Origin of the sequence: Palleniella intestinalis (assembly GCF_013166595.1) — a bacterium.
Taxonomy (GTDB): domain Bacteria; phylum Bacteroidota; class Bacteroidia; order Bacteroidales; family Bacteroidaceae; genus Prevotella; species Prevotella intestinalis.
This window is the reverse complement of the sequence record NZ_JABKKG010000001.1, coordinates 277,720-298,246: the sequence shown is the minus strand read 5'-3', so window position 1 is coordinate 298,246 and position 20,527 is coordinate 277,720. Positions and strand designations below refer to the sequence as shown.

21 protein-coding genes are annotated in these 20,527 nt (G+C 43.7%); 11 read left to right on the top strand and 10 right to left on the bottom strand.

From position 1 onward, the window contains the following. The first annotated feature begins 574 nt into the window (after nucleotides 1-574). Genes proS through HPS57_RS01340 form a run of 3 tightly spaced genes read left to right on the top strand, consistent with a single transcriptional unit; the run spans nucleotide 575 to nucleotide 3,657 of the window. Entirely contained in the window at nucleotides 575-2,056 is a 1,482-nt protein-coding gene (gene proS / locus HPS57_RS01350) for a proline--tRNA ligase (protein WP_172179431.1), read from the top strand. Between the two features lie 30 nt (nucleotides 2,057-2,086). After that, entirely contained in the window at nucleotides 2,087-2,422 is a 336-nt protein-coding gene (locus HPS57_RS01345; protein ID WP_172179429.1) for a 2-amino-4-hydroxy-6-hydroxymethyldihydropteridine diphosphokinase, read from the top strand. After that, nucleotides 2,422-3,657: a M64 family metallopeptidase gene (locus HPS57_RS01340; RefSeq protein ID WP_172179853.1), complete on the top strand. Its 1,236-nt coding sequence runs from the start codon at nucleotides 2,422-2,424 to the stop codon at nucleotides 3,655-3,657. The genes HPS57_RS01345 and HPS57_RS01340 overlap by 1 nt, the downstream gene beginning before the upstream one ends. A gap of 78 nt (nucleotides 3,658-3,735) precedes the next feature. On the opposite strand, the gene queF is transcribed toward HPS57_RS01340, so the two are convergent. From queF to HPS57_RS01315, 5 genes are all read right to left on the bottom strand, one after another. Then, nucleotides 3,736-4,209, bottom strand: coding sequence for a preQ(1) synthase (gene queF / locus HPS57_RS01335; RefSeq protein WP_172179427.1), 474 nt, complete (start codon nucleotides 4,207-4,209; stop codon nucleotides 3,736-3,738). A 24-nt stretch (nucleotides 4,210-4,233) separates the two neighbouring features. Further along, nucleotides 4,234-4,563: a cupin domain-containing protein gene (locus HPS57_RS01330; protein WP_172179425.1), complete on the bottom strand. Its 330-nt coding sequence runs from the start codon at nucleotides 4,561-4,563 to the stop codon at nucleotides 4,234-4,236. Between the two features lie 32 nt (nucleotides 4,564-4,595). Next, complete coding sequence (locus tag HPS57_RS01325; protein ID WP_172179423.1) at nucleotides 4,596-5,330, bottom strand: YczE/YyaS/YitT family protein; 735 nt, start codon at nucleotides 5,328-5,330, stop codon at nucleotides 4,596-4,598. Between the two features lie 69 nt (nucleotides 5,331-5,399). After that, nucleotides 5,400-6,083: a phosphoribosylglycinamide formyltransferase gene (gene purN, locus HPS57_RS01320; RefSeq protein ID WP_172179421.1), complete on the bottom strand. Its 684-nt coding sequence runs from the start codon at nucleotides 6,081-6,083 to the stop codon at nucleotides 5,400-5,402. 8 nt (nucleotides 6,084-6,091) lie between these two features. Beyond that, the gene (locus HPS57_RS01315; protein WP_172179419.1) at nucleotides 6,092-6,487 is read right to left on the bottom strand and encodes a SprT-like domain-containing protein; all 396 of its coding nucleotides are present in this window, start codon (nucleotides 6,485-6,487) and stop codon (nucleotides 6,092-6,094) included. Nucleotides 6,488-6,715: 228 nt separating this feature from the next. Between HPS57_RS01315 and HPS57_RS01310 the strand changes: the two genes are divergently transcribed. Continuing rightward, entirely contained in the window at nucleotides 6,716-6,859 is a 144-nt protein-coding gene (locus HPS57_RS01310; protein WP_172179417.1) for an LbetaH domain-containing protein, read from the top strand. A gap of 286 nt (nucleotides 6,860-7,145) precedes the next feature. Here the strand turns inward: HPS57_RS01310 and HPS57_RS01305 are convergent, their stop codons facing one another. Beyond that, nucleotides 7,146-8,279, bottom strand: coding sequence for an SGNH/GDSL hydrolase family protein (locus tag HPS57_RS01305; protein WP_172179415.1), 1,134 nt, complete (start codon nucleotides 8,277-8,279; stop codon nucleotides 7,146-7,148). Nucleotides 8,280-8,467: 188 nt separating this feature from the next. On the opposite strand from HPS57_RS01305, the gene HPS57_RS01300 reads away from it, so the two are divergent. From HPS57_RS01300 to HPS57_RS01270, 7 genes are all read left to right on the top strand, one after another. Beyond that, a complete protein-coding gene (locus HPS57_RS01300; protein WP_216653357.1) occupies nucleotides 8,468-9,814 on the top strand; it encodes a nucleotide sugar dehydrogenase in 1,347 nt (448 codons plus the stop codon). Between the two features lie 97 nt (nucleotides 9,815-9,911). Next, the gene (gene kdsB, locus HPS57_RS01295; RefSeq protein ID WP_172179413.1) at nucleotides 9,912-10,676 is read left to right on the top strand and encodes a 3-deoxy-manno-octulosonate cytidylyltransferase; all 765 of its coding nucleotides are present in this window, start codon (nucleotides 9,912-9,914) and stop codon (nucleotides 10,674-10,676) included. Between the two features lie 80 nt (nucleotides 10,677-10,756). Continuing rightward, complete coding sequence (locus HPS57_RS01290) at nucleotides 10,757-11,257, top strand: C-GCAxxG-C-C family protein (protein WP_172179411.1); 501 nt, start codon at nucleotides 10,757-10,759, stop codon at nucleotides 11,255-11,257. A 131-nt stretch (nucleotides 11,258-11,388) separates the two neighbouring features. Further along, complete coding sequence (locus tag HPS57_RS01285) at nucleotides 11,389-12,459, top strand: MORN repeat-containing protein (RefSeq protein ID WP_369811416.1); 1,071 nt, start codon at nucleotides 11,389-11,391, stop codon at nucleotides 12,457-12,459. Nucleotides 12,460-12,514: 55 nt separating this feature from the next. Further along, nucleotides 12,515-12,958 carry a NanQ anomerase/TabA/YiaL family protein gene (locus HPS57_RS01280; RefSeq protein ID WP_135940487.1) on the top strand — a complete coding sequence of 148 codons (444 nt, stop codon included), beginning with the start codon at nucleotides 12,515-12,517 and terminating at the stop codon, nucleotides 12,956-12,958. 42 nt (nucleotides 12,959-13,000) lie between these two features. Then, on the top strand, nucleotides 13,001-15,073 hold the full coding sequence (locus HPS57_RS01275) for an alpha amylase C-terminal domain-containing protein (protein WP_172179409.1): 2,073 nt from the start codon (nucleotides 13,001-13,003) through the stop codon (nucleotides 15,071-15,073). Nucleotides 15,074-15,135: 62 nt separating this feature from the next. Beyond that, nucleotides 15,136-16,248 carry a DUF6057 family protein gene (locus tag HPS57_RS01270; RefSeq protein WP_172179407.1) on the top strand — a complete coding sequence of 371 codons (1,113 nt, stop codon included), beginning with the start codon at nucleotides 15,136-15,138 and terminating at the stop codon, nucleotides 16,246-16,248. Nucleotides 16,249-16,419: 171 nt separating this feature from the next. Here HPS57_RS01270 and HPS57_RS01265 read toward each other — a convergent pair whose 3' ends face one another. The 4 genes from HPS57_RS01265 to HPS57_RS01250 form a co-directional block, all read right to left on the bottom strand. Next, nucleotides 16,420-18,516 carry a leucine-rich repeat domain-containing protein gene (locus HPS57_RS01265; RefSeq protein WP_172179405.1) on the bottom strand — a complete coding sequence of 699 codons (2,097 nt, stop codon included), beginning with the start codon at nucleotides 18,514-18,516 and terminating at the stop codon, nucleotides 16,420-16,422. After that, nucleotides 18,500-18,847 (bottom strand): hypothetical protein, encoded by a 348-nt coding sequence (locus HPS57_RS01260; protein WP_172179403.1) that lies wholly within the window; start codon nucleotides 18,845-18,847, stop codon nucleotides 18,500-18,502. The genes HPS57_RS01265 and HPS57_RS01260 overlap by 17 nt, the downstream gene beginning before the upstream one ends. Before the next feature lie 238 nt (nucleotides 18,848-19,085). Continuing rightward, nucleotides 19,086-19,262 (bottom strand): hypothetical protein, encoded by a 177-nt coding sequence (locus tag HPS57_RS01255; RefSeq protein WP_172179401.1) that lies wholly within the window; start codon nucleotides 19,260-19,262, stop codon nucleotides 19,086-19,088. Nucleotides 19,263-19,980: 718 nt separating this feature from the next. Continuing rightward, nucleotides 19,981-20,247: a helix-turn-helix domain-containing protein gene (locus tag HPS57_RS01250; protein ID WP_253946423.1), complete on the bottom strand. Its 267-nt coding sequence runs from the start codon at nucleotides 20,245-20,247 to the stop codon at nucleotides 19,981-19,983. Nucleotides 20,248-20,527: the final 280 nt, after the last annotated feature.

Below are 20,527 nucleotides of genomic sequence, written 5' to 3'. Positions count from 1 at the left end.
CATGCCCAAAAACACTCAAATATATCGCATAAAAATAAAAAAAAGTTTCGTTGGCAGAAAAAAACAGAAATTTTCAACCATGGCTTTAATATGTTGTTATTGTGTGAGTTACGGGAATAGGCACGTTTTTGTGTGACAGTGGTTTTTGTGAAAGCTAACCTTTTGCAGTGTGAAAGCTAACCTTTTGACATCCAAAGTGTAACGGATAGCATGGAAAAAACTGGTGTTTTGGCTTGTTTTTTGGCCAAAAACGACTGCATAACAGATGAAAACGGTTATTCCAAGTACTAAAAAACAATGAATTGTGACTACTGTTTCCAGTTATGATAAATAGGATATCAGAAAACTCATGATGGAATTTCGCATGTTCATGCGCATTGTTTTCCAATCATAAAAAGTGGATTTTGAAAGATTGTACGTGACTTGTCAGTACGAAAAATCTTCTGTATGAGTTGTTCCGGAAACAAAATCTTATATATTTTCCGTACGGAGGATATTATTTTTTTTATAATGACACATTATTCAAGTTTTTTTTGTAATTTTGCATCCAAATGTGAATTAAAGAAACAAAAACATGGCAAAAGAATTGAAAGAGCTCACAAAAAGAGCGGAAAATTATAGCCAGTGGTACAATGACCTCATTGTGAAAGCTGACTTGGCAGAGCAGAGTGCAGTGCGTGGATGTATGGTTATCAAGCCTTATGGCTATGCCATTTGGGAGAAAATGCAGGCGGAACTTGACCGTATGTTCAAGGAGACTGGTGTACAGAATGCCTATTTCCCACTCCTTATCCCGAAATCTTTCCTCTCTCGCGAGGCGGAGCATGTGAAAGGCTTTGCCAAGGAATGTGCCGTAGTGACACACTATCGCCTGAAATCTTCAGAGGATGGCAACTCTGTGGTTGTTGACCCGGAAGCACGCCTTGAAGAGGAACTCATTGTACGTCCTACATCAGAGACAATAATCTGGAACACATATAAGAACTGGATTCACTCTTACCGTGACCTTCCTTTGATGTGCAACCAGTGGTGCAATGTGATGCGTTGGGAGATGCGTACACGCCCATTCCTGCGCACTTCGGAGTTCCTTTGGCAGGAAGGCCACACTGCCCATGCCACTCGTGAGGAGGCAGAGGCAGAGGCACAGAAGATGCTGAAAGTCTATGCTGACTTTGCTGAGAATTTCATGGCAGTCCCTGTCTTGCAGGGTGTCAAGTCCGAGACTGAGCGTTTTGCCGGTGCACTGGACACTTACACTATTGAGGCAATGATGCAGGACGGTAAGGCTTTGCAGAGCGGTACATCACATTTCCTTGGCCAGAACTTTGCGAAGTCGTTCGATGTGACATTCCTTAACAAGGAGAATAAGCCTGAATATGTATGGGCTACTTCATGGGGTGTGTCAACACGCCTTATCGGCGCGCTCATCATGACACACTCCGATGACAACGGTCTTGTCCTTCCTCCGAAACTTGCACCTATACAGGTTGTTGTCATACCTATCGCCAACAAGCCTGAACAGCGTGAGGCTGTTACAGAGAAGATAATGCCTGTAATTGCAGAGCTTCGCAAGAAGGGAATTTCTGTCAAGTACGATGATTCTGACAACAAGCGTCCGGGATTCAAGTTCGCCGACTACGAACTGAAGGGTGTGCCTGTCCGTCTTGCAATGGGTGCGCGCGACATCGAGAACGGTACTATCGAAGTGATGCGCCGTGACACTCTTGAAAAAGAGACCGTATCGTTTGATGGTATTGCGGAGTATGTTGAGAAACTTCTTGTCGATGTTCAGCAGAACATCTTTGAGAAAGCACGCAAGTACCGTGATGCGCATGTCTATGAGTGTGACAATTACGAAGAGTTCAAGGAGCGTGTGAAGGACGGCGGCTTCTTCCTTTGCCATTGGGACGGCACAGAAGAGACAGAGGCGAAAATCAAGGAGGACACACAGGCAACAATCCGTTGCGTGCCTTTCGCTTACGAGCAAACTCCGGGTGTAGACATGGTTTCAGGCAAGCCGGCAAAGCACCGTGTCATCATCGCACGTTCATACTAAACAGACCGTTTCCGTTAAGGAGACATTATTATGAAAGTCATTGTATCATTAGGTTCAAACAAGAACCAAATTGAGAATATAGAGATAGCAGAGAAGGAGCTGAAGGCATTCTTCTCTGCTATTCGTTTTTCTACGACGCAATATACCGGTGACGGCTACTACAATGCTGTCGGGGTGGGAGAGTCTTCTCTGTCCTATGATGAACTGAAAGCCTTGACCAAGAATCTGGAAAAGAAACTCGGCAGGACAGATGACAGGGAAACCATACCGATAGATGTTGACATATTGGAGCACAATGGTCATTGCCACAAACCGGAAGACATGGCGCGTGAATATAACATTATATTATTAAAGGAGTTGGAATGATGAGATACTTTTTTGCAATCTTATGCTTTATGTTCCATTATTGGGCAGGAGCGCAGACGTTTGATGATTATTTTACAGACAAGACATTGCGTATAGACTATATATTCTCAGGCAATGTCAATGTTCAGATGATTGCTGTAGACGAACTGTCTGTGTTCGACGGTTGGTACGGAAAGCGGAATAATCTTCCAGAAGTGCCGGTGGAAGGCAATGGACAAATAATCGTCCGTGCCCATAAGGATGGCACTGTGATTTACCGCAACTCATTCTCCACTTTGTTTCAGGAGTGGCTCAGTTATGACGAGGCAAAGGAGAAGAACCGTTCCTTTGAGAATGTATTCCTCGTACCGATGCCGAAGGATACTGTCGATGTCACTGTAAACCTGATGGATAACCGACGTAACGTAATGTCAACAATGACGCATACTGTTGTCCCGAATGACATTCTCATACGCCGTCTGGCTCAATCGGGAACCACTCCGTACGAGATTCTGCAACAGCCGTCTGACTCGGAAAAGTGTATCCGTATAGCGTTTGTTGCAGAAGGGTATAAAGAATCAGAAATGCCGGTGTTTGTCCGTGATGCCAGGGTTGCAGTCGAGGCATTGTTTGCGCATGAGCCGTTCAAGTCCTATCATGAGAAGTTTGGCATTGTCGCTGTCAAATCGCCTTCCGTAGATAGTGGAACGAGCGAACCGGGGCAGGGATTGTGGCTCAACACCGCACTGCATTCAAACTTCGATACATTCTACAGCGACAGATACCTTACAACATTGCATCTGAAAGACCTGCACAACTGGCTTGCCGGAATACCTTACGAGCACATCATTGTCCTTGTGAATACAGATAAGTATGGTGGAGGTGGAATTTTGAACTCGTATAATTTGGCAATGGCACACCATCCGAAATTCCGTCCTGTTGTTGTGCATGAGTTCGGCCATAGCTTTGCCGGATTGGCTGATGAGTATGCTTATGAGGAAGAAAGTATTCTGATGTATCCTCTTGATGTAGAGCCATGGGAGAAGAACATAACTACAAATGTAGATTTCAAGGGAAAGTGGGAGAATCTTATCGGCAAGGTTTCCGGTGTCGGAAAGTTCGAGGGTGCTGGCTATTCTCTGAAAGGAGTCTATCGCGCTTGCCGTGACTGCCGTATGCGGACGAATGAGAATCCTGAGTTCTGCCCCGCATGTCGTCAGGCAATTACCGAACTTATAAAGTTCTATACGGAATGAATCCGTTTTTCATAATAGCAAAACAGCAGACAAAGATTGTATGTTTTCATCACAATTCTTTGTCTGCTGTCTCGTTTGTTATCCTTGTACAAGGCCATGGTTCATGAGCCGCTGCTCGGCAAGTTTCTCGTATTTCGTGCCCGACTGTCCATAGTTTGCGAATGGATAGATGCTTATTCCGCCACGCGGAGTGAAGATTCCGATGACCTCGATATACTTAGGCTTCATCAGGCAGACAAGATCCTTCATGATTTTGTTAATGCAGTCCTCATGGAAATCGCCATGATTGCGGAAACTGAACAGGTAAAGTTTCAGGCTTTTGCTCTCCACCATCTTCCTGTCCGGTATGTACATGATCTTTATTTCGGCAAAATCCGGCTGTCCGGTGATAGGGCACAGTGATGTGAATTCAGGGCAGTTGAACTGCACCCAATAGTCGTTTTCCGGATGTTTGTTTTGGAATGTTTCCAATACTTCCGGGGCGTAGTCACTCTTGTATTCCGTTTTTCGTCCCAGTAGTTTCAGTCCTTCTTGTTCTCTGCTGTCATTCATGTTTCTTGGTTTTTGTAAGAATTCTTATTGGTTTGGGACGGCTGCGAAGAAGACCAAGTCCTCATCCCCGGTGTTTAGAAGGCTGTGCGAGTGGCCTTTGGGGCAATATGCGCATTGCCCTTCTTTGATTTGTGAGCGTACACCGTCGTCAATGATAGTGCCTTCGCCCTTCAGGACAAAGAGGATTTCTGAGTTCGTATCGTGCAGATGCTCTCCTATGCTTGCGCCGGGGCAAAGCACACCTTTCATTATCCTGTTTGTGCCGTCCCAGAACATTTTTGCATAGAGTTCCTTTTCTCCGCCTTTGAAATTCGGGAAAGTGGTGGCTTCCATTGTGTTAAAGTCGATTATCATGATACTGATATGTTAAGTTGTGTTGGAATGTCCTATCTGTAAATGTGTCGTGCAAGTCCGTATATGTAACGCCTGAATCCCGGTTTGTAAGTAAGTATGCGGTCAAACCATCCGATATGCTGTCCTGTTACTCGCACTATCATGCCCACATAGAACATGGCGAACAGTGTTCCGAAACCAATGATATGCCACATCCATTTGCCGAAAAACGCAAAGCTTGCCACTATTCCGAGGATGACAAGCGTTGTGTCAACAATGATTTTCATCTTTGGGAAAGGCATTCCCGTCACTTTGCTCAAAGCTACAGGGAATCCTTCGCCCGGCATTGTCACACTTCCGCATCTGACTTCGAATGCAATGCCAAAACCAAGGATGGTGCATCCTGCAAGCTGTGCCGCGGCTTTCTGCCATATAGCAACAGGGGCAAGCCATGAAGTCTGTGCCATGTTGATGTCGATGAGGAAACCGAAAACGGTTCCAATGGCAAGCTGGAAGAGTTGGACTGGCTCGAATTTGCGGCGGAGAACAATTAGCTGTGCTGCGACAAGTATGCCGTTCATGATGTATGTGTACTGGCCGATGGTTAGCGAAGGAATGTCCGGAAATGCTTTTCCTGCACTCTCAAACACATAAGGCAGCACACTTATCACACTTGAACCGACACCTGAGCGCACGCATATTGCGACTCCAAGTGTCATGATGTACAGTGATACAAGTAACAGAAAGTGTTGCCAAACAAAAGAAATTAGTTTGTCTTTGATATTCATGGGCTTATTGTGTTTATATATGAAATTTTGCTTATGAAGAGCCATTGACTGCGTCAAGAGTTCTTTTGCTCAGTGTCCTCTGACGAACTGCCCCTCCGGCATTTCGGGGAAGCACCGCTCTTCGTCAAACTCTTCGTCCTGTATCAGTGCCTGCTCCTTGCAGTACCGCTCGTATTCCGTCATGCCGGCCTCAGCGAACAGTTTGCCAAGGACTCTCGGGAAGTGCTCTTTTTCAAGTTCATGGACTTTCCTTTCGATGTCTTCTGCACTGTCATTCTCGTCTATTGCGACACGGAATTGCGCGATATGTCCGCCTTTGTCAAATTCCGAGCAGACATAGTGTATGGTGATTCCCGTCTCAGTCTCTTTGGCTTCTTTCACCGCTTTGTGCACATGATGCCCCCACATCCCCTTTCCTCCGAACTTCGGCAGCAGGGAAGGGTGGATGTTTATGATTCTGTCCGGAAAGCGTTCGATGAGATAATCAGGGATTCGCAGCAGAAAACCGGCAAGCACGATATATTCACATTCCGTCACAGTCTGCAGGACAAGAGCCTGCTCCTGCTCAAACTGCTGCCTTGTTATTACTGCAGACGGTATGCCATGCTTTTCTGCACGTTGCAGGACAAATGCGTCTTTGTTGCTGCTCACCACAAGCGTAACCTCTGCATCACCACTGTTTCTGAAATGTTGTATTATGTTTTCACAGTTCGTGCCGTTGCCACTTGCGAAAACAGCTATCTTCCTTGCCATTCTGAATGTTATTGTTTTGTTGCCGTTATGAGTTCCTTTTGCTTGCGCGAGATGGATATGTTTCTGCCATATCTTGTGTTTATGTCCTTCATCATCTGCCTGAACAGCGGCCCGTGAGCACTCTTGTCCTTCAGTCGGTTGACAAATATATAATAATGTATCATCTCATGAATGATAATGTCCTCAAGCTCATTTTCCGGCAAATCGAAATGAGTGCTTACACGGAGTCGGAAATCCGAATATACGGTTCTGCCGTACCATGTCCTTCTGCGCTTGAAAGCAAGCTGCCCGAGTGACGTTTTCGCCTTGCTCAGTTTGATTGGAATCGCAGGCAGTTCTCCGTTGAATATCAGTCCGTTGTATTCATTAAACTTGCCTTCTATATATGGAATTGTTGCTACCATTCTTTGCTTTTATCCTGAACCCTATTGTGGAAAATCATAAAGAGTGTGTTGGAATCGTGATGCAAAAATACAAAATAATCCTCAAATAATAAAATTATTTCTTATAATTCAGTGTTTTCTTTTGAAAAATCCCTTGGAATTTATATCTTTGTGATATAGTGACAAAACAAAATATAGTATGCCGGTCTTGAAACATGCAGTCCAGTTGCCGTTGGCAATAATGTCAGGATGTGTGCCCACGTAGTGGAGTTGCCGGGAGGGATAATAGGCAGCGGAGCCGTTAACGGTGCCGGAAGTGTTGTTGCACGAGACACACCTTCCGGTGCTGTGGCATACGGAAATCCATGCCGGCCATACCGGAAGGCTGAGTGAACAATAACAGTACGGACTCTTTCTGATAATGTTTTTGCTTTACTTCCAATAAGATTCTATTGTGTGGTAAAGTGCTGAATTTCAGAGAGTAATCCTTTGTATAGTAAAAGGTGACACTTTGTACAGTAAAAGGTAACACTTTACACTGCAAAAGATAACCTTTTGTCATGCAAAGTGTCACACTTTGTATTTCGCTTGTTGGCAGTTTGTTTTTTTATCCTATGAAGCCATGTTATATAGTCATGTCGGAAGAGAAGAAGGAAGGATGTCCTATGGTGTTGAAACGTTACATTAACAACTCTTCCATAACAGCGTCAGCCATAGTGCTGTATGCCTTTTCGTTCGGATGCAGATGGTCACCGGAGTCATAACCGGTGTTGAATGCTTCCGTCTTTTCGGGATTGCGGACAGCCTTGTCGAAATCTATGCAACCGTCAAACAATGGCGATGTGCGCAGCCAATCATTGAATTCACACCGCATGGCTTCACGTTCGGTGTTGTATGTGCGCCATCCGAATATCGGGAGCAATGTGCCGCTCCACACCTTCAAGCCAAGTTCTCGGGCGTGGCGGATATAGAGATTCTCCATTCCTTGCTTCAGTTCGTTGACAGTAGGCATGTCGCTCCAAGGGCGGAAAATGTTGACATCGGAGCCGACAGGATGGATGATGTCGTTGATGCCGTGCTGAATGATGACATCCCGGGCACCGGCGACATTGAGTTCGATAGGGAATCGTGTCTCTCCTTTCAGTCCGTAAGCCTGGTAAGTGATGCAGTCATATTGGCGCAAGATGCGTGTTCCGCTTACGGCGCGCCTTATGACGGCGACATTCCTGAAGCCTTTGTCCCAAGCGCGCATGGCAAGATAGTCGGGCCAGCTTTGTGCCGTGATTGAGTCACCATAGCAAACCAAGGCATGGTTCTTCTCTTCGGTCAGGATGTCTATGGTGTTCAGAAAATAGAACCAGTTGGTGTTCCGTGACAAATCCACCGGGAATTGTTCCTCATTGATGAAATTCCCGTATGCATATTTTCCCTTCGAAAGTGGTCCGGTAATAAGTGTGCCGGCATTCATCTGTGTGCATTCGGCGAGATAAATGCTTACATCCACAGTGTCTCCTGCTGTCACCTGAAACGGAATCTCATCACTTGTGATTTCCTTCCCCGGTTCAATGATGACGCTTTCTTCTGTGCGAAATGTGATTACTGTATGGTTGATTTTTGCCGCTGATATTGTGATTGGCTCTGTTCCTGTAAGGTTTGAAAATCGGAATCTCAGTTTGCTGCCTGAGAAGACAATCCGTATAGGGTACCGTAAGGTGATGTCCTTTGCATAGACACACTCTTTTCTGTCAGTGATGGATGTGGCATTGCCCCAGCAGGCAACCCATTTTGTGAAGTTATTTGAAGGTTGTGGCATGGTATTATTAAAAATATTTTTTACAAAACTATTAATAATTTCTGAAATAAGAGACAAATATCAAATATTTTTTTTATCTTTGCACAAAATACATTGCGGCTTGATGCGAAATCCGCTTGATAGGAGATTTGTCCAATAGCATGATTTTCAGAGTTGATTCTCCATGCCGCATCTATAAATGTAAGATTATGCGTGATTTCAAAGACATAAAGATAGCGGTAGCCGGTACCGGATACGTCGGTCTGAGTATAGCCACTCTTCTTGCTCAGCACCACGATGTTGTGGCTGTTGATGTGATAAAGGAGAAGGTTGACCTTATTAACCAGAAGACAAGTCCTATAAAGGATGAGTATATAGAAAAATATCTTGCAGAGAAGAGTCTGCGTCTCAAAGCGACGCTTGACGGCAAGAGTGCTTATGCTGACGCTGACTTTGTGGTCATTGCTGCGCCTACCAATTATGACCCAGTGAAGAACTATTTCGACACTTCACATGTTGAAGAGGTCATAGACCTTGTGTTGGAGGTTAATCCCGAAGCGGTAATGGTGATAAAGTCAACAATACCAGTTGGCTATACACGCTCGCTTTATGTTAAATATGCAAAGAGGTTTAAGGCGGAGAACCGCCCTGTAGACTATAAACTCAAGTTGCTTTTCTCTCCGGAGTTCCTGCGTGAATCGAAGGCGTTATACGATAATTTGTACCCTTCACGAATCATTGTAGGTTATCCGAAGATGATAAAAGAGTCAGGTGAGGAGAACGATGCCATTGTGTCTGTCGGTAGCAACCATGCAAAGACTTATGCGGAGACTTTTGCAAGACTTTTGCAGGAAGGTGCGGAAAAGAAGGATATTGCGACACTGTTCATGGGCCTGAAAGAAGCGGAGGCTGTAAAATTGTTTGCAAACACATATCTTGCGTTGCGCGTCTCCTATTTTAATGAACTTGACACTTATGCTGAAGTGAAAGGTTTGGATACACAGGCGATTATTGACGGGGTAGGTCTTGACCCTCGCATAGGTACGCATTACAACAATCCTTCGTTCGGTTATGGTGGCTATTGCCTGCCAAAGGATACGAAACAGTTGCTTGCAAACTATCAGGATGTGCCTCAGCAGATGATGACAGCCATAGTGGAGAGCAACCGCACCCGTAAGGATTACATCGCGGATGCTGTGCTGCAGAAGGCTGGATGGTACGGCTATTCCCACAACAATCAGTTTGACTCTAACGATGCAGCCTTTCAGGAAGCTCCGACGATAGGTGTCTATCGACTTACAATGAAGAGCAATTCTGACAATTTCCGTCAAAGTGCCATTCAGGGGATAATGAAGCGCATAAAGGCAAAAGGTGCGCAGGTAATCATTTACGAACAGACCTTGGAGGACGGTTCGCTGTTCTTCGGCAGCAGGGTAGTGAATGACCTTGACAAGTTCAAGGCTATGTCACAAGTGATTATAGCAAACCGCTATGATTCTGTTCTTGATGATGTACGTGGGAAGGTCTATACTCGTGATATTTTCTTACGTGATTGATTGCACTTTGCCGTTTCATAAAAGCGGCAGAAAAATATAGTAGCATTATCAAAGAGGATGACTGTTCATTTATGTGACGGTCGTTGAAAACAAACTTATGAAATTCATTTCGGTAATCCCGGCACGATACGCGTCAACAAGATTCCCCGGCAAGCCTTTGGCAATGCTTGGAGGGAAAACTGTCATAGAGCGTGTTTACACGCAGACAAAGAAAGTCATAGACGATGTTTTCGTAGCCACAGATGATGAGCGTATACGGCAGGCTGTCATGCAGTTTGGCGGTGAGGTCGTGATGACAAGGTCTGATCATAAGAGTGGTACGGACAGAATAGAAGAGGCTGTGGAGACACTTGAATCATGTCTGTCGCTTTCCCCGTCGGATGTTGTTATAAATGTCCAAGGTGATGAACCTTTCATACAGCCTTCGCAGATAGAGGCGGTAATGCAATGCTTTGAAGACATTGATACACAAATAGCCACACTTGGCAAACCTTTTGGCAACGACATGACAGCTGTTGAGAATCCTAATTCTCCGAAGATTGCAGTGTCCCGGCAAGGTTATGCCTTGTATTTCTCACGCTCTGTGATACCTTTCTGCAGAGGAAAGGAAAGGAAAGAATGGGCGGATTCTTTCCCTTATCTGAAGCATATAGGGCTGTATGCTTACAGAAGAGCAGTGCTTGGCGAAGTGACACGCTTGCCACAATCGCCTTTGGAAATGGCTGAAAGTCTAGAGCAGCTCCGTTGGCTGGAGAACGGTTATAGGATAAAGGTGGGCCTGACTGATGTTGAAACCATCGGTATCGACACTCCGGACGATTTGGCTAATGCCGAGAAATTCCTTGCAAAAATGTACCTGTGATACATGTTTGTCGTGAGTTATGGGAGTGTGTTTCAAGGATAATGAAGATGTACGATGACAATGTTAAGTGAAATGTACTTATGAATTGGCAAGAAGAAACAGAAAAAATGGTCGAGCGTGGAGTCGGTTATTTCAAACAAGGCTATAACTGCTCCCAGAGTGTTGCAATGGCATTTGCCGAATGGTACGATGTGCCATTGACGCTCATGACACGTATGTCAGCAAGCTATGGAGGAGGTATAGGTCGTATGCGCGAAACCTGTGGCTCTGCTCTTGGCATGTTTATGCTTGCCGGACTTGAGATTGCCGGTGTGGAGGCAAATCAGGAGGTGAAGAAAAAGAATTATGAAGCTGTCCAGAAACTCGCAGCGGACTTTAAGGCACAGACTGGAAGCATTTGTTGCAAGGAACTGCTTGGATTGAATAAAAAGCGTGCCGACGGGACAATCCCTGACATTGTAATCAGTGCCACTCCAGAGGCAAGGACTGACGAATATTATAAAAAGCGTCCATGTGTGAGAATGGTGGAAACTGCGATAAGGGTTTATATGCGTTTCTTGGAAGAACGTGCGGAAAAGTGAAAAAACTTGAAATAATGTGCCTTTATGCATGCCTTTAAGTAAAAATTAGGTATCTTTGTAAAGGTAAAGAATTGTCAAACTAATGAATTATAATTGTGACTAATAGAATATATAAAATACTTTTGTCATTTGTGACAAGTGCATTTCTTTTTTGCGGAACGGCTCTTGCCCAAAAAATAACTCTTGGCTCCTACACTTTGAAGGACGGTGGACTCTATAAAGGTGAGATGGTCTCCGGCAAAGCAACAGGCAAAGGTGTAGCCACATACAAGAATGGTGACATGTATGAGGGCGGCTATGCAAAAGGAAAGCGTCATGGATATGGTGTCTACTCGTTCTCAGATGGCGAGAAATACGAGGGACAATGGTTTCAGGACCAGCAACATGGCAAAGGAGTGTTCTATTTTTCCAACAATAATAAATATGACGGTCTTTGGTTCCGTGACTACCAGCAGGGACATGGCGTGATGTACTATTACAATGGTGACATCTATGACGGTAACTGGCTTCAGGACAAGCGCTCAGGAAAAGGCCGTTACACTTTTGCTTCCGGTGCATATTATGATGGCGAATGGCTGAATGATATGAAGAACGGTAAAGGCAAGTACGATTGGGGGGACGGCTCTGTTTATGACGGACAGTGGCTCAATAACCAACGTTCCGGAAAAGGTGTTTACCGTTATGCAGACGGAGATGTTTATAACGGAATGTGGCAGAATGACATCCAGCATGGCAAAGGCATTTACCGTTACGCCAATAAAGATGTGTACGAAGGAAATTATGTCCAAGGAGAGCGTGATGGAGAAGGTATCTTCCGTTATGCCAATGGCGATGTGTACACAGGGCATTTCAAGGCAGGCGAGAAGGACGGGCATGGCACTCTTGTCTGGCGTAATGGCGACTCTTATACAGGGCAGTGGAAAGCCGACAAATATGATGGAAAAGGGACTTTGAGGAAAAAGACCGGTGACACATTTGACGGTTATTTCAAGAATGGTAAGATGAATGGCGAGATGATTATACATTTTGCCGATGGCAGCAAGTTCAAAGGAACATATAAAGACGGCTATCCTCATGGCAAGGCTATCGAAGAAGACAAGGACGGTAATCGCTTTGAAGGAAGTTATCGTGACGGGGAGCGTGACGGACCCTATGTGATGAAGGACCGTAACGGACGTGTCACGAAAAAAGGAAAATATTGATTGTAGGATGTAAAAATCCGATATAACAACTAACATTTATAAAACCCGAATCATCATGGTAATAGACAAAATTGAAAATCTTCAGCATTATGCATCGCTGAACCCTTATTTCCCGCAGATTATTGAGTTTATCAAAAACACAGACCTCAATAAGCTGGAAAACGGAAAACATGAAATCGACGGAAAGAATTGCTTCGTAAATATCATGGACACTGCAGGCAAGACAAAGGAAGAGGCTGTAATGGAGACACACAAGAATATGCTTGACATCCAGATTCCGTTGAATAATGACGAGATTTACGGGTATACTCCAACAGAACTCCTCCCAGAGTGTGAGTATAATGCAGAGAAAGATGCAACAAAATATCCCGGTGTAATGGCAGAAGGATTCTGCACATGCCATCCAGGAATGATGGCTATTTTCTGGCCACAGGACGGACACCAGCCTTGTATAGGCACAGGGACAATCCACAAGGCAGTCTTCAAAGTGAAGTGCTGATTGTGTTCCTGCCATAGACCTTAACAAACAAATGAAAACACTATGACTTGCGCAAAGAAGACAGCCACAAAGAAAGCTGTCACCCCTAAATCCCCCAAGAAACCGCAACATATCGGTTTGGTAAAGAATGACCCATGGCTTGAGCCTTACGAAGCTGCAATCCGTGGACGTCATGATCATGCAGAATGGATGATAAATGAGCTTACAAATGGCGGAAAGAAGACACTTTCCGATTTTGCAAGCGGATACTTGTATTTCGGGCTTCATCGTGATGCTAAAGGTGGCTGGGTGTTCCGTGAATGGGCTCCTAATGCCACCGAGATTTATCTGATAGGTGATTTTAACGGCTGGAAAGAGCAGAAGAAATATGCCTGCAAGAGAATCAAAGGCACCGGCAATTGGGAGCTGAAACTTCCTGCAACCGCAATGAAGCATGGTGACTTGTACAAACTGAAAGTCAAGTGGGAAGGTGGTGAAGGCGAGCGTATTCCGGCTTGGGTTCGTCGTGTTGTACAGGATGAGGAAACGAAAATCTTCTCCGCTCAGGTTTGGGCTCCTGCTGAAGAGTACAAGTGGAAAAAGAAGAGTTTCAAAGCCAAGAAAGACCCTCTGTTTATCTACGAATGCCACATCGGCATGGGACAGGCTGAGGAGAAGGTTGGCACTTATGCCGAATTCAAGGAGAAGGTTCTGCCACGTGTGATAAAAGGGGGGTACAACTGCATCCAGATTATGGCAATTCAGGAGCATCCTTACTATGGCTCATTCGGCTACCATGTCTCAAATTTCTTTGCATCTTCAAGTCGTTTCGGAACTCCGGAAGAATTGAAGGACCTCATAGACACTGCACATCAGAAGGGCATTGCCGTCATAATGGACCTTGTTCATTCTCATGCGGTGAAGAATGAGGTTGAAGGTCTTGGCAATTTCTGTGGTGATCCTAATCAGTATTTCTATCCCGGTGATCGCCGTGAGCACAACCAGTGGGACTCTTTGTGCTTTGACTATGGTAAAGGAGAAGTGATGCACTTCCTGCTCTCAAACTGCAAGTACTGGCTTGACGAATTCCATTTTGACGGTTTCCGCTTTGACGGTGTGACTTCCATGCTTTACTATAATCATGGTCTTGGTGTGGATTTCGGCGGCTATGGCGATTATTTCAATGGCGGACAGGACGATAATGCTATCTGCTATCTGGCTTTGGCAAACAAACTCATCCATGAGGTGAACAAGAATGCCATTACCATTGCCGAGGAAATGTCCGGTATGCCGGGATTGGCAGCGAAGTTTGATGAAGGAGGACTCGGTTTCGACTATCGTCTCGCCATGGGCATCCCTGATTATTGGATTAAGATGATCAAGGAAAAGCGTGATGAAGATTGGGGCGTGTTTGACATCTTCTGGAAGATGACAGATCGTCGTTCCGATGAGAAAACAATCTCTTATGCTGAGTCTCATGATCAAGCCCTTGTCGGTGACAAAACAATCATTTTCCGCCTGATTGACAGTGATATGTACTGGCATTTCAAGAAAGGGGATGAGAATGATGTCGCTACACGTGGCATTGCCTTGCACAAAATGATTCGCCTTGTTACTGCATCGACAATCAACGGCGGCTATCTGAACTTCATGGGCAATGAATGGGGACATCCTGAGTGGATTGATTTCCCAAGAGAAGGCAATGGGTGGAGCTACAAATATGCGCGCCGTCAGTGGAACTTGGTTGACAACAAAGAGCTGTGCTATCATTGGCTTGGAGACTTTGATGCCAAAATGCTGGAAGTACTGAAGCTGGAGAAGTCCTTCAACAAGACTCCTGTGCAGGAAATATGGCACAATGACGGTGACCAAGTGATAGCCTTCTCTCGTGGGGAACTGATTTTTGTGTTCAATTTCAATCCTACAAAGTCTTTTACAGACTATGGATTCCTCGTGCCGACAGGCGCATACTCTGTCGTGCTGAATACAGATAACCCTGATTTCGGCGGCTTTGGCAGTTGCGACGATACTGTTACCCACCTCACAACCTATGACCAAATGTATGTGGAGGAGCATAAGGAATGGCTGAAGTTGTACATCCCTGCTCGTTCTGCTATGGTACTGAAAAAGAATTAATTCATATTGTGCAGCTTTGGCTGCGTGATGAAGAATGACAATGTTGCTTTTAGAAATATCAAATGGCTAAAAATAGAAAAGATAGCACCACAGCGATAAAGGCTGTGTGTGCTATCGTTTTTATACTCTTCTCTTTCTCTTACATATATTTTTACCAGACTCCCACACTGACTTACGAGCAGCATATTCTGTCTGGTGGAGTTACTGTATACCATCCCTTCATCAGTGCTGTGATTATAGCAGTGGTAGGGATGATAGTACAATTTTTTATAAACAACATCTGCAGACTCACAAGCGGATGCCACGCATTGACCTTCTTCCCGTCAATGGCATTGCTTGCTTTTCTGGCTTGTGGAGAAAATGATGGCAATGGAGGGCTTGTTGCCGGGAATTCAATATGGATAATAGCCGGTTCTCTTTTAATCTATTTTGCGGTGATGTTTGCTGTCCGGAAAATGTCCCCTCCGGCCAAATTGCCAAAAGAGCCGTTCCTCTTGTCAAAGGAACTCACGCTGAATCTGTGCGTTATGGCGCTCATGATGTTTTTTGTCATCAGAAACTCTAATAACGACAGACTCCTGCATCGGCAAGTTGTAGCAGAAAAACAGCTCGTTGCACAAGATTATGAAAATCTTGCCAAAGAGGGGCAGAACAGGGAGGGGTATAGCTATCCTGAAACAAATCCCACACTGACACTTCTGCGCTATATAGCATTGGACAAACGAGGAGAACTGGCGGAAAAACTCTTTACGCAACCTGTCATAGGTTCTACTGCATCATTGTGCCGTTTGGAAGGCATAACTCCACTGATAGTCAGAAAGAAGATGTTGTCCCGATACAAAGGTTTTGATTATCATCTTTGCGCCTTCCTCTGCGATAAGGACTTAGATTCTTTTGCATGCCTTTTGACTGATAGCATTGACATCTCAAAACCCGGCATCTGCGATTCCCTGCCTATCCATTACCGTGAAGCCCTTGTGCTGTACAGGCATCAGCGCTCCAACCCTGTCTCTGTATACAATGATAGCATAGTTGAGGCTGATTACAATGATTTGCAGCAGATGATGCGTTCCAGCAAGACAGAGAACTTGCGTCGTGACAATCTGCGCCGGAACTATCAGACAACATACTGGAATTATTACTATACGATGCAGAGCAAGCTGAAAAGCAAATGATGTGTGGTGGTAGTGCCAATGCCAGCTATTTGCTGCAAATTACGTTAGAGTAGAGGATATTCTATAAAAAATATCTCAGTAGGAAATTTTATTCTTGTTTATAAATAAAGGAATGGCAGTCGGACTTGTTAAGTGTCCGGCTGCCATTCGTGATTAATTACCTCTATATGTTTACTTTACCATGACCTTCTTGCCATTGATGATGTAGAGACCGGCAGGAAGAGAGTTAAGCTCCGCCTTGTCGCTTGTCACCTTGACGAGAGAGCCTTGCAGGTTATACACCTTGTATGTGTCATTCTGAGGCACATACACCGGCACTTTGTCTATCGCTGTCGTGAAGTCATAATCCTCCATGAAGAAGAACTCCTTCCATTGGTCTGCTGCCTGATAGTTTGCTTTTGCAGCCCCCTTGACATATAGCGTGCATTCCCATTTGTTGATGCCGTCCAATGCCTGCGTATCACAGATAGGAGGAGTTGTGGGCTCTGCATAGAGCTTTGTCATTGATGTACAGTCGGAGAAAGCCTCCTTGCCAATCAATTCTATATTTTCACCGAAATGGAATGCCGTCAATGATGAGCATCCACTGAAAGCATAATCAGCAATCTTCTTCACCTCATTGCCAAGAGACACCTCTTTAAGGTTTATGCAGTCATAAAACAGATTGGTAGGTACTTCTGTCGGTGTATCTGTGAATATCACTTTCCTAATGTTTGTGCGGTAGAATGGGGAATATCCTTCTTTTTCTGTTGTGCCATATACAAGGTTGCGCCCAATATGTACTTCTTCCAGTGGAGAACTGGAAGCTGGCGTTCTATTGTCGCGAAATATATTACCGATTTTTAGTTCTGTGTCCCCATCCGATATTATGAACTTATTAAGAAAATGGCAATTTGCAAAAGCTCCATTTGCTATTTCACCCACCGTTTTTGGTATTGTGATGGTTTGCAGTCTTGTATCTGCTAAAGCGTCTGTCTCGATTGTTTTTAGCCCCTCTGGCAGTTGAATCTCGGTAAGAGAATAACATTGTTTAAAGGTTCCATCTTCTATAGATGTTATTTTGCTTGGAATATTAACACTGCTTAATGACAGACAGAAATAAAATGCATATTTTCCAATAGAACAGGTGTTGCTCAATGCAACATTTTTAAGATTGGTGCATCCTGCTGCGAAATAATCAGGTATTCCTGCATTTGTGGAGACGCTTATAGACTCAATATGCTTATTATTGCTAAGTACATGACTATTGATTTCAATAATAGACATGTCTACACCCTTATATTTCACAGTGTTTCCGATTACAATATTTTTGTCACCTGAGGAATATGTGCAGTCTATTGCTGCACAAGTCCGTTCTGATGGAGAAATAGGGACATAAATAATCCCATCAGCTTCGAACATTGAATTCAAGAAATCATATTTTTTGATAGTACCTAAATCATATTTATTGTAATTATCATTTGTAACATAAACTATTTGGTTGGTTAATTTGCGAAATGCACCAGAAAGGCCGTTAGGGGGTGTGTTTGGAAGTAAGATTATTTTAGAAAGGTTATTGTTATAGAATGCACCGGAGCCAATCGATTTTATCGAATTCGGTATTGTCACCGATTCAAGCCCAGTACAACCATAGAAAGCCTCGTACCCAATCGATGTTACTGAATTCGGTATAGTCACTGATGTAAGATTGCAGTTATAGAAACACTGACTCGAAATATATGTTACCGAATTCGGTATTGTCACCGATGTAAGTCCAGTGCAGTTATAGAAACACTGATTCGAAATATATGTTACCGAATTCGGTATAGTCACTGATTTAAGTCCAGTGCAACCATGGAAAGCTCCGTCCAAAATCGATGTTACCGAATTCGGTATGGTTACTGATGTAAGTCCGGTGCAGCCATAGAAACACTGATTCGAAATATATGTTACCGAATTCGGTATAGTCACTGATTTAAGTCCAGTGCAACCATGGAAAGCTCCGTCCAAAATCGATGTTACCGAATTCGGTATGGTTACTGATGTAAGTCCGGTGCAGCCATAGAAAGCTTCGTACCCAATCGATGTTACCGAATATGTCACTCCGTTATATTCCACGGTTTTTGGAATTATGGCATTTCCAGTGTAATATTTGTTAGAACAGACTGTGATAGTTTTATTTGTTTCCGATGTGATGTTGTAATTAATTCCACCAGCCTCGAAAGCTGACACTTGCAAACTGATGAATGTAAGAGTTGCAATAATGAATAATTTAATGATTGTCTTCATAAGTTTTGATTTTGTTTGTTACTTTTCTTAAGTTTTTTATTGCGTTTTTATTTTCAAGAACCCCTTTTAGATTATAAATTTGTGATGAACTCGTCTCGAAATAGAGACATTCCACACCATTGTCATTCACAAACAGGCGGATACCGTTTTTGTGTGATGCGCAATGTCTCAGTTTGAGCATTAATTCGTGAATAACCTTGTCCTGTGAGTTCTTTGCGTAAAAATAGATAGTGTTAGGAATGATGTCTTTATAATCTAATCTGTTGATTTCATATGCTTTTCTTTTGTGGATAAAAGTGATCCCTAAATTTTGTATGGTTTCGATTGGCATATCAAAACATTTTTCATTCACTTTGTTCTCGTAGAAAGAATTCAGCAACAGTAGGAACTTGTTATAGTATTTTGTGTCAAGTGATTCCATGCAGTCTGTCTCTATAATAATTAGATAACCGTTATATAGTTGTTTCGACGCATTCCTGTACACAGAGACAATGTTTTTCAGATTTGAGATAGTAAGCTGTGCTATTATACTATTTGGTATATTGGTCACACAGCTTACCAAGAACGCTTTATCCCAGTTTGTGCCGCTCTATTTTGTTTAGCAGTTCAAACACCTCTTCCTCGTTTTCTTCTTCGTAGGCAATGACTCCGTTTTGGATGAATCCTTTCTTTTCAAGTTCGTCAAGTGCTTGCAATGCACTTTGGGTAAGGCGTTGCGGATCAATTATTAATCTTACTGTTTTCATGTTTTTTTTGCTGCAAAGTTACAAAGAAATAATCGTAAAATGTCGTTTTGGCATTTCCGATTGGTTAACGAAACGTTGCCAATTAGTTAATGGTTTTGTTGTTGCTCAAAGAATTCACAGAAAAGAAAGAATTTTTCTTTGGATGTACACTTGATGATAAGTGTAATGGTGAAGTGAATTCTTTCTTTTCTTTGGATTCTTCGAGCAATATTGTTACTTGATTTTTCGGAGACCGAGAGGGTAATTAGAAAACTCACGGCATTTTTGCCCTCTGAGAATTGGCTGTAGATTTTTTGAAAGGAAAATTCTCTGAAAATCGCGGGATTTTGGTGAATATCTATTATTTTTGATAACCAGTGAGTTATATTTCTTTCGCTTGTTTGTATGTGCAAAAAATGGCTCGTTTCGTTACTTTTTAGTGCGCAAATCATAGCTTTTTGCTATCTAAAGTGATACTGTTTGTATTGTAAAAGGTTACCTTTGGCACTGTTGGAGGCTGTCTTTTCCAATGTGAAGTGTGATTTTTCGCTTAAAAAATCCTTATTTTTACTATTATGATAAATAGGCAATTAGAAAACTCATGCAGTTTTTTCGTATGGGAATTCGCTGTTTTCTGTGTGCCATTTCCTGTATTCGGATGCAAAAAAAAGGTCTCATACGGATAAAGAAGATTCCTGTTGGCTCTTAGAAAGATAAGTCCGTTATGTATGGGGCAGCGTTACAGGCTTTTTGCAAGGTCATCAAAGAAATTGTGGTTGAGGGCTTTACAGATGCGGGCCAGTGTGTCGGTGTCGATATATTGGCGGCTGATTATTTTGCAGACATTGGCAGGGGAGCAGTTAAGTGCGCGTGCCAGCCACGCCTGTGAGCGTTGCTGGCGTTTCAGTTCCTGTTCTATCAGTTTTCCGACATGCATGGTGTTCGCAATGAGCCGTCCTGCTCCCAACGGGCGGAGAATAAAGAAATGGGGAAATTGTGCCGGCATAGATACAAAAAAGTGTGGGAGTCCTTGCCGCTCGTCCCACGATTCGAGGCTGTCGCATTGCCCATCACAGTTGAACGAGCAACGCCGAAGCCCACACCGATATGTTGATACACAGTCCATCGAAAGAGTGCTTCTGTGCGCTCCATGACAGACCGTAAAGTGTATAACACACCCATAGGGCGTCCCCGCTGCCTTGTTCCTGACTGTGATTGGAGGTTGCGACATTCCGAATCGTCAAGTAACAAGCGTTAAGTTACGCTCTTTAATAAATATGCACCCA

Excerpts from the sequence above, each read along its gene's own strand:
- HPS57_RS01310 (WP_172179417.1), top strand. The coding sequence starts at position 6,716 with ATGTGTGCCCACGTAGTGGAGTTGCCGGGAGGGATAATAGGCAGCGGA.
- HPS57_RS01290 (WP_172179411.1), top strand. The coding sequence starts at position 10,757 with ATGAATTGGCAAGAAGAAACAGAAAAAATGGTCGAGCGTGGAGTCGGT.
- HPS57_RS01325 (WP_172179423.1), bottom strand. The coding sequence starts at position 5,330 with ATGAATATCAAAGACAAACTAATTTCTTTTGTTTGGCAACACTTTCTG.
- HPS57_RS01330 (WP_172179425.1), bottom strand. The coding sequence starts at position 4,563 with ATGATAATCGACTTTAACACAATGGAAGCCACCACTTTCCCGAATTTC.
- HPS57_RS01280 (WP_135940487.1), top strand. The coding sequence starts at position 12,515 with ATGGTAATAGACAAAATTGAAAATCTTCAGCATTATGCATCGCTGAAC.
- proS (WP_172179431.1), top strand. The coding sequence starts at position 575 with ATGGCAAAAGAATTGAAAGAGCTCACAAAAAGAGCGGAAAATTATAGC.
- HPS57_RS01265 (WP_172179405.1), bottom strand. The coding sequence starts at position 18,516 with ATGAAGACAATCATTAAATTATTCATTATTGCAACTCTTACATTCATC.
- HPS57_RS01270 (WP_172179407.1), top strand. The coding sequence starts at position 15,136 with ATGGCTAAAAATAGAAAAGATAGCACCACAGCGATAAAGGCTGTGTGT.
- HPS57_RS01305 (WP_172179415.1), bottom strand. The coding sequence starts at position 8,279 with ATGCCACAACCTTCAAATAACTTCACAAAATGGGTTGCCTGCTGGGGC.
- HPS57_RS01300 (WP_216653357.1), top strand. The coding sequence starts at position 8,468 with ATGCGTGATTTCAAAGACATAAAGATAGCGGTAGCCGGTACCGGATAC.
- kdsB (WP_172179413.1), top strand. The coding sequence starts at position 9,912 with ATGAAATTCATTTCGGTAATCCCGGCACGATACGCGTCAACAAGATTC.
- HPS57_RS01275 (WP_172179409.1), top strand. The coding sequence starts at position 13,001 with ATGACTTGCGCAAAGAAGACAGCCACAAAGAAAGCTGTCACCCCTAAA.
- HPS57_RS01250 (WP_253946423.1), bottom strand. The coding sequence starts at position 20,247 with ATGCCGGCACAATTTCCCCATTTCTTTATTCTCCGCCCGTTGGGAGCA.
- HPS57_RS01345 (WP_172179429.1), top strand. The coding sequence starts at position 2,087 with ATGAAAGTCATTGTATCATTAGGTTCAAACAAGAACCAAATTGAGAAT.
- queF (WP_172179427.1), bottom strand. The coding sequence starts at position 4,209 with ATGAATGACAGCAGAGAACAAGAAGGACTGAAACTACTGGGACGAAAA.
- HPS57_RS01340 (WP_172179853.1), top strand. The coding sequence starts at position 2,422 with ATGAGATACTTTTTTGCAATCTTATGCTTTATGTTCCATTATTGGGCA.
- HPS57_RS01260 (WP_172179403.1), bottom strand. The coding sequence starts at position 18,847 with ATGCCAATCGAAACCATACAAAATTTAGGGATCACTTTTATCCACAAA.
- HPS57_RS01255 (WP_172179401.1), bottom strand. The coding sequence starts at position 19,262 with ATGAAAACAGTAAGATTAATAATTGATCCGCAACGCCTTACCCAAAGT.
- HPS57_RS01315 (WP_172179419.1), bottom strand. The coding sequence starts at position 6,487 with ATGGTAGCAACAATTCCATATATAGAAGGCAAGTTTAATGAATACAAC.
- purN (WP_172179421.1), bottom strand. The coding sequence starts at position 6,083 with ATGGCAAGGAAGATAGCTGTTTTCGCAAGTGGCAACGGCACGAACTGT.